Origin of the sequence: Bacteroides sp. An322 (assembly GCF_002161765.1) — a bacterium.
In the GTDB taxonomy this organism is placed as follows: Bacteria; Bacteroidota; Bacteroidia; order Bacteroidales; family Bacteroidaceae; genus Phocaeicola; species Phocaeicola merdavium.
The window spans coordinates 1-1,043 of sequence record NZ_NFIN01000064.1 but is presented as its reverse complement, the minus strand read 5'-3'; the positions used below and the strand labels follow the sequence as shown (position 1 = coordinate 1,043).

General features: G+C 45.7%; 1 protein-coding gene. It reads right to left on the bottom strand.

Annotated features, from left to right (window positions below):
• A partial coding sequence (locus B5F91_RS14725; RefSeq protein WP_239416456.1) for an AAA family ATPase occupies positions 1–1,043 on the bottom strand: 1,043 nt, incomplete at both ends.

Below are 1,043 nucleotides of genomic sequence, written 5' to 3'. Positions count from 1 at the left end.
TACGCCTGCCGAGGCTTCTTTTCATTGTAAGTAAGCCGTAATAATATAACAGGCTTCTGAAGTTGTTGTCATCCGTCACGTATTCTGCAGGGAAGGAAGTCTTCAGGTTCATCACGATTGACCCTGTAGCCGCAATTTCCTCAATAACGCTCATCCGGTTCTCCCGCTGATTCCCCTTGTCAATATCTGCCAGCATCTTCAGTTTTTTGTAATCGGTACGGATGTTCTTATCCACCATTTCCTTGGGAGGGCAGCCACGGTTTACCTGATAGCGCAAGTAATAAAGCACCATATCGCAATTATACAAGCGTTCATCGTCCATGCATTCTTCCGCAAAGCAATAGTTGTTGTACCATGGTTTCATTTCCGCCAGCATTGCTTCGATGTCTGCATCGGGACGCAGCTTGCCTGCACCTTTATAATATAGGAACATTTCACGCACATCGTTTTCCGAGAACCCGAGCATGTAGTTGAATTGCGGGTCTTGCGAGATATTCCAGTCGATATTATACCCGCTCGAAAGGTCGTCTAATGTGACTGGCGATACGCCTATCAGGAATACCCGGCTGAACATCGCCTTGAATATCTTGAAATACTCACGGTAGAAACCGCTGGCATGGGTCAGGTTGCGGAACACTTCCTTGCCGCCTTCGCTTAAGATGACATTGGTGAAATTATCGTATTCGTCAATAATCAGATACAAAGGATAGCCCAATTCGTGTGCTTTCGCATTGATTGAGCGCAACTTATTGGCTGCATCAGTAGTTGATTGGACTTCATCGAAAAATTTTTCATCGTAATAGGAGCGATACCGTTCAATGAAACGGTCTAATACCTTACAGCAGTAGTCGTTGAACGTATATTCCAGCCTTTCCATGCCCGCTCCCGCCAACGAGAAATCAAAGTAAATCACTTGGAAAGCGTTTTTCAACGGCGTGGGATGCTCTTTAATCCATAGTCCGTCGAACAGCGTATCAAAGCGGTCTGCCTTGGCGATGTCATAATATTCCTGCATCATGCTTACGAACATGCTCTTGCCGAAG